Source organism: Sodalis sp. (in: enterobacteria) (assembly GCF_047607725.1).
Lineage (GTDB): Bacteria > Pseudomonadota > Gammaproteobacteria > Enterobacterales > Enterobacteriaceae > JBLKSS01.
On record NZ_JBLKSS010000169.1, the window covers coordinates 1 to 8,494 of the forward strand.

The window sequence follows — 8,494 nt, forward strand, 5'->3', positions numbered from 1 at the left end:
AGCACAGGAAAAATAGACTAAAACCGAGTCAGAAGATGAGCGAACACGTGATCGAATATCACTGGAATGGGTGATCGGAAAATATCGGAATAACTGATCGGATGTCGCCGGAACAGATGATCGGATACGTCGGAATCTGCAAGCTTTCAGCTTTCAGGACGCCACCCGGCGTATCAGTATGGCTGATGCCGACACCGCAGGCCCGCCGCAAGCGTCGGCAGTATCCCGCTATCGATGAAAAAAAAGGGGCCTAAGGCCCCCTTATGCGGGTAAAAGCAGCGCAATTCTACCATCACTACCGCCGGCGGCCAGCATGGCCCCGTTATGCGCGTGACAAGCGGAGATTACATATTTTCGGTGAAAGTACGGGTAATAACATCCCGCTGCTGCTCAGGTGTGAGCGAATTGAAACGCACCGCATAGCCCGACACGCGGATAGTCAGCTGCGGGTATTTTTCCGGGTTCGCCACGGCGACTTCCAGCGTCTCGCGGCTCAGCACGTTGACATTCAGATGCTGCCCGCCTTCAACCCGCACCACTTCCTTCTGCTCAAACGGAATTTCGCGGTAATCGAATTTACCCAGCTCCTGCAGGGGAACCACTTGGTCGTCGGCGTAACCGGCAACGGCGGCCAGGCAGCGGGCTTGATGGTTAGCGTCATCTAGCAACCAGAAAGAGTTTACCAGCGCTTTGTTTTCAGCCTCGGTTATTTGTGTTCCGATAATCATTGATGCCTCCGTGGTAGGGGTGCCATACGGCGTCCAGACGCAGGCCGTTCAACATTTAGCCTACCTGGACATTTGGTAAAACCAATTTTTAAAACTGATTATACACCCGCCAACCGGGCTCGATACTTTGATTTAAATCAATGTCTGTCGGAAAGTGGTGGCATTATTGGGCAAACTTATTAATTTAGGTCAATTTAAAATAGCCGCTGAACGCCACCGGCGGGGCAAATTTTCCCTCTGCCGCCAGCGGGAAAACGTTTAACCCACGGAGAGAAAACGTTAAGCTTAGCCCATGTCGTCACTATCATGGAGCGTATCATGACGCAAATGCTCACCTGGCGCGATGCTCTCGTGCAGGAAAAAACCCTGCCCTACTTTCAGGAAACTCTGGCCTTTGTCGCCAGGGAACGCGCGGCGGGAATTACCGTCTATCCCCCGGCCAAGGATGTATTTAATGCCTTCCGTTTCACGGAATTGAATGCGGTGAAAGTGGTGATCCTCGGCCAAGATCCCTATCATGGCCCCAATCAGGCCCATGGCCTTTCATTTTCCGTCAAGCCAGGCGTTCCCGCCCCGCCCTCCTTAGTCAATATCTATAAAGAGCTGGCCAGCGACATTCCCGGCTTTGTCATACCCAAACATGGCTGTCTGCAAAGCTGGGCGCAACAAGGGATAATGTTGCTCAATACGGTGCTGACGGTGGAAGCGGGAAAAGCCCATTCCCACGCCAGTCTGGGTTGGGAAACGTTTACGGATAAGGTCATTAAGGTACTCAACACGCACCGTGAAGGGATTGTGTTTTTACTGTGGGGGTCCCATGCTCAGAAAAAAGGCACGATTATCGACCCCCAGCGCCACCATGTGCTTAAAGCGCCGCACCCCTCGCCCCTGTCCGCACATCGCGGCTTTCTCGGCTGCCACCATTTCTCCCAGGCCAATGCCCTGCTGACGCGCCAAGGCCAAACCCCTATCGACTGGACGCCAACGCTACCGGCCGCCTAACGGCGGATAAAGCACAGCTTAGAGGGAACCGAGAAAACGGCGGATCGATCCTGGTGCGCATGTTATTGGGTAAGCAGAGGGGATAAAGTACCGTGCAGGCGCAACGGCGCCGGCGCGTGGGTAACCCCGTGCAGAAGGGGCAACGGAATCAGCGCGCGGCGGCCATGGGCCGCAACAGCGCAAACGGTAACACGTTTTCGCCGTGGTTGAAAACGCTATCGCCGGCATGTAGCCACGCGGGAGATAGCGTGCTTCGCCCGTTTTTCACCAGCGGCGTAGGCTCTCACGCCGCACGCGGCGGCGGGAGAAAAGATATCAGCTCTTTGCTTTCGATACCGCCACCATGGCGGGGCGGATAAGTCGACCGTTGAGGGTGTAGCCTTTTTGCATAACCATCATCACTTGATTGGGCTCGTGTTCGTCGGACTCCAGCATGGTCATAGCCTGATGCACTTCGGGATTAAACGGCACGTGCGTGTCACCCACCACATCAAGACCGAACTTGCGGACGGCATCCAGCAATGATTTGAGCGTCAGCTCGATGCCTTCGATAGTGGACGCCAGCTCGCTATTGGTTTTATCCGACATGTCCAGCGCGCGCTCCAGGTTATCGATAACCGGCAACAGTTCACCGGCAAAACGTTCCAGGGCAAATTTATGCGCCTTCTCGACATCCTGTTCGCTGCGGCGGCGCACGTTTTCCATTTCCGCCTTGGCGCGCAGCACGTTATCGCGCTCGCGCTGTTGCGCCTGGGACAGCGCGGCCTCCAGTTCGGCAATACGCTCATCTCGCGGATCCACGACGTCAACCGTCTCAGACATCGCTTCCGCCTGCTGCCCTTGCTCCATTTCACTCTCTTGTGAGACTTGCTCGTCAGGGGTGTTCTGTTCTTTACTACTAATCATGAGTTTTCTCCGCGGTTCAGCATTATTCTCGCTAGTCCGATTATTATGGGGATGAATAGCGGGGATTCAAGGGATGACGCATAATGAAGCTTGCAAAAATACGCCGGGGATCAGCAATCAAATGATTACCACTTTTCACACTATCGGCATCGTCGGCCATCCGCGTCACCCCAATGCGCTGGCCACGCATGAAACGCTTTACCACTGGCTGAACGATAAAGGGTATCACGTCATCATGGAACATCAGATCGCCCGCGATCTGGCGCTGGATCAGGCCATAACCGGTAGTTTGGCCGATATTGGCCAGCAAGCCGATCTGGCGATCGTGGTGGGCGGCGATGGCAACATGCTGGGCGCGGCGCGCATCTTGACACGTTATGATATCAAGGTCATTGGTGTCAACCGTGGGAATCTTGGTTTTCTGACCGACCTCGATCCCGACTCGGCGCTTGCGCAATTATCCGACGTGCTGGCGGGGCACTATCGCAGTGAAAAACGCTTTTTGCTGGAAGCCCAGGTCTGCCGGGGTGATGTCTGCGGCCGGCTGAGCAGCGCCATTAACGAGGTGGTACTGCATCCCGGCAAAGTGGCGCATATGATTGAGTTCGAAGTCTATATTGATGATACCTTCGCGTTTTCCCAGCGCTCCGATGGTCTTATTATCGCTACGCCGACCGGCTCCACGGCGTATTCCCTCTCCGCCGGCGGGCCGATACTGACGCCGCTGGTGGACGCCATCGCGCTGGTGCCGATGTTCCCACATACCCTCTCCTCTCGGCCGTTGGTCATTAACGGCGGCAGTACGATACGGCTGAAGTTTTCCCAACTCACGCCGGATCTCGAAATTAGCTGCGACAGTCAGATAGCCTTGCCTATCCAGGAGGGAGAGGAAATTTTCATCCGCCGCAGCGACTACTATCTCGATTTGATTCATCCTAACGATTATAACTATTTCAATACGTTAAGCAGCAAACTTGGCTGGTCGAAAAAATTATTCTAAATTTTCGCCAGCGCATATTTACTGTATAAAAAACCAGTTTATACTGTGGTTAATCACAGCGGTGTATTTATATATAGGAAGGCAACTATGCTGGCTCAACTGACCATTGCCAATTTCGCCATCGTGCATGCGTTAACGATTGATTTTCAGTCGGGAATGAGCGTGATAACCGGTGAGACCGGCGCGGGGAAATCCATTGCGATCGATGCGCTCGGTCTGTGTCTGGGCGGCCGTTCCGAGGCCAGCATGGTGCGGCCCGACGCCGCGAGGGCGGACATCTGCGCGCGTTTTTTACTTAACGATACCCCCTTGGCCGCCCGCTGGCTGGCGGATAATGCGCTTGATAACGGCAATGAATGTTTGATGCGCCGCGTGGTGCGCCAGGACGGCCGCTCACGCGGCTTTATTAACGGTACGCCGGTGCCGCTCTCACAATTGCGTGAGCTGGGCCAGTACCTGATTCAAATTCACGGCCAGCATGCCCACCAGCTGATGCTGCGTCCCGATCACCAAAAGCGCCTGCTTGACGCCTACGCGGGCGAAAAAGACCTTCAGCTGGCCATGGCGGCCGCCTACCGCCAGTGGCACCAGAGCTGCCTGGATCTGGCCAGCCTGCGCCAGCAGGCCGCCGAACGCGACGCCAGACGCGAGCTGCTGCAGTATCAATTGAAAGAGTTGAACGACTTCGCGCCGGTTGCGGAGGAGTATGAGCAGATCGATCAGGAATATAAGCGACTGGCTAACAGCGGACAGTTGATAACCGCAACCCAGCAAACATTGGAGTTGCTGAGCGAAGGCGAAGAGGCCAATTTACTGAGTCAGCTGCACACCGCCAGGCATGTGATGAGCGAACTGGTCACGTTGGATCCCTCCTTGTCCGAGGTGATGGCGCTGCTGGAAGACGCTGCGATTCAGCTCACCGAAGCCAGCAATGAATTGCGCCATTACGTCGACCGCATCGATCTTGATCCCGGACGCCTCCATGAACTGGAGCAGCGTCTGTCTCGGCAAATCAGCCTGGCACGTAAGCACCATGTACAGCCGCTGGCGAAAGTGGCCTCCGGCGGCGAGCTGTCCCGCATCGCGCTGGCGATACAGGTCATTACCGCCCGTAAAATGGACACGCCTGTGCTAATCTTTGACGAAGTGGACGTGGGCATCAGCGGGCCGACGGCCGCCATAGTGGGCAAGATGTTGCGTCAGCTCGGCGAGTCCACCCAGGTCATGTGCGTGACGCATTTACCACAGGTGGCCGGTTTCGGACATCATCACTTTTTCGTCAGCAAAAATACCGACGGCAGCGCCACACAAACCCAAATGCAGGCGCTGGATAAAAAAGCCCGCCTGCAGGAGCTGGCGCGCCTGCTGGGCGGCAGCGAAGTCACTAAAAATACGCTGGCGAACGCTAGGGAGCTGCTCAACTTTTTTCTCATCCTGCGGTCATAGATGGGCCTTGCAGAGGTTCCCAACGCCGGCAAGGTCTATTATCATCGGCATCCTATGCCCAAAAGGAATGTGATTATTATGAGCTGTAAGACGTTGACTGCCGCTGCTGTCGTTATGCTGATGTTTACCGCCGGTTGCTCCGTGTTCGAGAGAGTGGTTTATCGTCCCGACATCAATCAGGGCAATTATCTGACCGCAGCTGACGTCGCCAAAATCCACACCGGCATGACCAAGCAGCAGGTAGCCTATACCCTTGGCACCTCAATGATGAAAGATCTGTTCGGCTCGAATACCTGGTATTACATTTTCCGCCGCGAACCGGGCCATGAATCCGTCACGCAGCAAACGCTGACGCTGACCTTTAACAGTAGCGATATCCTGACCCATATCGACAACAAACCGACGCTGGAAGGTTCCAGCACCAGCCAATAAGTGGTGTGTTTTTAGCCGGCAACAGAGCGGCAAGACGGGTGACCTGTAGGGCGCTAGGGATCGCCTGTCGTTGCGCAGGCGGGAAAAAGCGGCGGCGGGTTATTTCCGCGTGCGGTCCGCGCGCTGACGGCGCAGCTCCTTGGGATCGATGAGCAACGGCCGGTAGATTTCCACCCGGTCCCCGTTACTGAGTTTATCTTCCCGTTTGGCGGGCCGGCTGAAGATACCGACTTTATTAACGTCGAGATCGATGTCCTGCCGTAGCGCCAGTAGACCGGAGGCACGAATCGCCTGCTCCAGGGTACTCCCCTGCCGGAGCACCAGCTGCCGCAGGTATTGGCGCTCCGGCAGGGCATAAACCACCTCGACCCGGATGTCAGGCATGGTAAACCTCTTTTGCCCGGCGGGTGAACGCCATGACCATGCTGTTCGCCATTTCCTTGAAAATGCGCCCAAACGCCAGTTCGATAAGTTTGTTTTTGAATTCAAAATCGAGATGAAACTCGACCTTGCTGGCCTCTTCGCTGAGCGGAATGAAACGCCAATCGCCGGCAAAAGAGCTGAAAGGGCCTTCTACCAAACGCATCACAATATTTTGATTTTCAGTGATAACATTACGGGTGGTAAATGATTTACTGATGCCCGCTTTGGATACATTCATTTCAGCGGTCAATTCGCTGCCGTTCTGCTCAAGCACCCGGCTGGCGCTACACCCAGGAATAAATTCGGGATAAGCGCTGATATCATTAACCAAGGCGAACATTTGCTCCGCGCTATAAGGAACCAGCGCGGAGCGCGTAATATGAGGCATAATCTTTCCTGTCTTTATCGATTCACCTTAATATTATCATTTTTCTCCACTGAGACAAAAAGACCGTTACGTGCGCTATGCCACGTCTGTGATGAAAAGCCAGCCCGGGCGAGACGAAAGCTTTTCTTCCCCGGCCTTAACTGTATAATATTGCGCACTATGACAAAGAAAAAAGCACATAAACCCGGTTCAGCCACCATTGCGCAAAACAAACGCGCCCGACACGAATACTTCATTGAACAGGAGTTTGAGGCGGGACTTTCGCTGCAGGGATGGGAAGTGAAATCGCTACGCGCCGGCAAGGCGAACATCAGCGATAGCTATGTCCTGCTCAGGGATGGCGAAGCCTATCTTTTTGGCGCCACTTTCCAGCCGCTGACGGTGGCGTCTTCCCATGTGGTCTGTGACCCCATGCGAACTCGCAAGCTGCTGCTGAATAAACGTGAACTCGATTCGCTGTTCGGTCGCGTAAATCGTGAAGGCTATACGGTTGTCGCGCTCTCGCTTTATTGGAAAAACGCGTGGGTGAAAGTGAAAATCAGCGTCGCCAAGGGTAAGAAAGAGTACGATAAACGTACTGATATTAAGGAACGCGAATGGCAGCTCGACAAAGCGCGAATCATGAAGCACGCCAGCCGATAACGTTGCCGCCACGCCGTAAGTTTGCTATAATGAAATGAACAACTTGGGGCTGATCCTGGATTCGACGGGATTTGCGAAACTCAAGGTGCATGCCGAGGTGGGGTTGGCCTCGTAAAAAAGCTTCAAAAAAAATAATTGCAAACGACTCGCAATACGAATCTGCTGCGTTAGCAGCTTAATCAGCCTAATAAACTGAAGATTCCCTCTCTCCCTAGCCTCCGCTCTTAGGACGGGGATCAAGAGAGGTCAAACCCAAAAGAGATCGCGTGGATGTCCTGCTTGGGGCTGAAGCGTTAAATCCAATCAGGCTAGTCTGTTAGTGGCGTGTCCGTCCGCAGCTGACAGGCGAATGTAAAGACTGGACTAAGCATGTAGTGCCGAGGGTGTAGAAATTCCGGACGCGGGTTCAAATCCCGCCAGCTCCACCAAAATTCTTAGTTGATGGATACCAGAGCCATCCAACAAAGTCCTAAGATCCCGCTGGCGCAAGCCATGAGGTTTTTTTTGTGTCTGTGTCCTACCGAAACGATCCGCCTGAATTTAGTGATAATGGATAAACATGCCGGTGCTCGCTATAATGTGAACCAAAAGCGTCTACCAATTATGGATGCAATTCAGTCATGGCACGGGTTTCACCCCCTCACCAACGTCTTAATTTTAAAAGCCAGACAACAAAAAACCCCGTCACCCTGCATGAGGGTGACGGGGTTTTCCTGCTTAGCAAAACATTGGGGAAGAAGGTGTGAAGTTTCCGCAACCAGCGCCCTATTCCATCAAAGCGCATGAAAGCTAAGCGTGAGCAAATTGTACCTCTATAGCCCGATCACATATCTTACCTCTATCCCCTAATCAATTGAGGTTTTGGGACTTATGAAACCGACAAGTTCAAACCGTGTACTACTTTTTTCTAGCAGGAATGATTCATAGCAGCTTGTGAACCGTCAAACAGCTAACGCTGCTTCAAAGAGGTTTGGAAAACACGGCGAAAAGCCTGTAGCGTAAAGCCGCCCTGCCGCCGGTTGCAGGTGACGGGAAAGATAGCTGACATACACCGGGCGATATCGCCACACAGGCACAGCTCACCGCCTTTACGCGGCCACATCGGCCCAGCCCCTTTGAGTTCGTCCGCGAGGCCAACTGGGCTTAGCGCATGCTCTTAGTAGACCCCGCAGAACGGAAACCGGTTCAGGCCGGTTTTTTTACGTCTCAGGCCAGAGTGAGCACGTCACACATACGCCTGTATACAAGCAACCATTAACTATTCACAATTTAACTATATTACTTAAGTTAATTGAACAATAGAAGTGCACGGTGTAAGCACTTTTCTTAAAAACAATTTTTGAATTTACTGCTTCATTTGCAGATTGAGATGTTGATTATTGTTTGATCGTAAGCGTACGCCCAGCGCCGTATTGACAGTTATTCAGCAGGGATGGTGAGGTTCCACGGCAGGAGCTCTTTGATTTTGTTGATGGGATGATCCGCGATAATCGCCAGCACATGGCGCAGATACGCTTCCGGCTCCAC

Annotated in this window: 11 protein-coding genes and 1 other RNA gene; 7 read left to right on the top strand and 5 right to left on the bottom strand. The window is 53.6% G+C overall.

Features of this window, described 5'->3' with window-relative positions:
• The first annotated feature begins 101 nt into the window (after window positions 1-101).
• Window positions 102-254: a hypothetical protein gene (locus tag ACMX3H_RS14740; protein WP_415211379.1), complete on the top strand. Its 153-nt coding sequence runs from the start codon at window positions 102-104 to the stop codon at window positions 252-254.
• A gap of 90 nt (window positions 255-344) precedes the next feature.
• Here the strand turns inward: ACMX3H_RS14740 and grcA are convergent, their stop codons facing one another.
• A complete protein-coding gene (gene grcA / locus ACMX3H_RS14745; RefSeq protein WP_415211380.1) occupies window positions 345-728 on the bottom strand; it encodes an autonomous glycyl radical cofactor GrcA in 384 nt (127 codons plus the stop codon).
• Window positions 729-1,046: 318 nt separating this feature from the next.
• On the opposite strand from grcA, the gene ung reads away from it, so the two are divergent.
• On the top strand, window positions 1,047-1,730 hold the full coding sequence (gene ung, locus ACMX3H_RS14750; RefSeq protein ID WP_415211381.1) for a uracil-DNA glycosylase: 684 nt from the start codon (window positions 1,047-1,049) through the stop codon (window positions 1,728-1,730).
• Window positions 1,731-2,045: 315 nt separating this feature from the next.
• Here ung and grpE read toward each other — a convergent pair whose 3' ends face one another.
• Entirely contained in the window at window positions 2,046-2,633 is a 588-nt protein-coding gene (grpE, locus tag ACMX3H_RS14755) for a nucleotide exchange factor GrpE (RefSeq protein WP_415211387.1), read from the bottom strand.
• A 124-nt stretch (window positions 2,634-2,757) separates the two neighbouring features.
• On the opposite strand from grpE, the gene nadK reads away from it, so the two are divergent.
• The 3 genes from nadK to bamE all read left to right on the top strand — a co-directional run bounded on the left by nadK (window position 2,758) and on the right by bamE (window position 5,514).
• The gene (gene nadK / locus ACMX3H_RS14760) at window positions 2,758-3,636 is read left to right on the top strand and encodes an NAD(+) kinase (protein WP_415211388.1); all 879 of its coding nucleotides are present in this window, start codon (window positions 2,758-2,760) and stop codon (window positions 3,634-3,636) included.
• 87 nt (window positions 3,637-3,723) lie between these two features.
• Window positions 3,724-5,082, top strand: coding sequence for a DNA repair protein RecN (gene recN / locus ACMX3H_RS14765; protein ID WP_415211382.1), 1,359 nt, complete (start codon window positions 3,724-3,726; stop codon window positions 5,080-5,082).
• 78 nt (window positions 5,083-5,160) lie between these two features.
• The gene (gene bamE, locus ACMX3H_RS14770; protein WP_415211383.1) at window positions 5,161-5,514 is read left to right on the top strand and encodes an outer membrane protein assembly factor BamE; all 354 of its coding nucleotides are present in this window, start codon (window positions 5,161-5,163) and stop codon (window positions 5,512-5,514) included.
• A 99-nt stretch (window positions 5,515-5,613) separates the two neighbouring features.
• Here the strand turns inward: bamE and ACMX3H_RS14775 are convergent, their stop codons facing one another.
• Together ACMX3H_RS14775 and ACMX3H_RS14780 are read right to left on the bottom strand one after the other, a co-directional pair.
• Complete coding sequence (locus ACMX3H_RS14775) at window positions 5,614-5,898, bottom strand: RnfH family protein (RefSeq protein WP_415211384.1); 285 nt, start codon at window positions 5,896-5,898, stop codon at window positions 5,614-5,616.
• Window positions 5,891-6,325: an SRPBCC family protein gene (locus ACMX3H_RS14780; protein WP_415211385.1), complete on the bottom strand. Its 435-nt coding sequence runs from the start codon at window positions 6,323-6,325 to the stop codon at window positions 5,891-5,893. Before ACMX3H_RS14780 ends, ACMX3H_RS14775 begins: the two co-directional genes overlap by 8 nt.
• Window positions 6,326-6,484: 159 nt before the next feature.
• Here ACMX3H_RS14780 and smpB point away from each other — a divergent pair, with 159 nt between their 5' ends.
• Entirely contained in the window at window positions 6,485-6,967 is a 483-nt protein-coding gene (smpB, locus tag ACMX3H_RS14785; RefSeq protein WP_415211386.1) for an SsrA-binding protein SmpB, read from the top strand.
• Between the two features lie 45 nt (window positions 6,968-7,012).
• Window positions 7,013-7,395, top strand: a transfer-messenger RNA (tmRNA) gene (ssrA, locus tag ACMX3H_RS14790).
• A 991-nt stretch (window positions 7,396-8,386) separates the two neighbouring features.
• Here the strand turns inward: ssrA and ACMX3H_RS14795 are convergent.
• Window positions 8,387-8,494 (bottom strand): transposase domain-containing protein (locus tag ACMX3H_RS14795; RefSeq protein ID WP_415209556.1); only part of this gene is annotated, 108 nt, incomplete at its 5' end.

Excerpts from the sequence above, each read along its gene's own strand:
- smpB (WP_415211386.1), top strand. The coding sequence starts at position 6,485 with ATGACAAAGAAAAAAGCACATAAACCCGGTTCAGCCACCATTGCGCAA.
- recN (WP_415211382.1), top strand. The coding sequence starts at position 3,724 with ATGCTGGCTCAACTGACCATTGCCAATTTCGCCATCGTGCATGCGTTA.
- bamE (WP_415211383.1), top strand. The coding sequence starts at position 5,161 with ATGAGCTGTAAGACGTTGACTGCCGCTGCTGTCGTTATGCTGATGTTT.
- ACMX3H_RS14775 (WP_415211384.1), bottom strand. The coding sequence starts at position 5,898 with ATGCCTGACATCCGGGTCGAGGTGGTTTATGCCCTGCCGGAGCGCCAA.
- nadK (WP_415211388.1), top strand. The coding sequence starts at position 2,758 with ATGATTACCACTTTTCACACTATCGGCATCGTCGGCCATCCGCGTCAC.
- grcA (WP_415211380.1), bottom strand. The coding sequence starts at position 728 with ATGATTATCGGAACACAAATAACCGAGGCTGAAAACAAAGCGCTGGTA.
- ung (WP_415211381.1), top strand. The coding sequence starts at position 1,047 with ATGACGCAAATGCTCACCTGGCGCGATGCTCTCGTGCAGGAAAAAACC.
- ACMX3H_RS14780 (WP_415211385.1), bottom strand. The coding sequence starts at position 6,325 with ATGCCTCATATTACGCGCTCCGCGCTGGTTCCTTATAGCGCGGAGCAA.
- ACMX3H_RS14740 (WP_415211379.1), top strand. The coding sequence starts at position 102 with ATGTCGCCGGAACAGATGATCGGATACGTCGGAATCTGCAAGCTTTCA.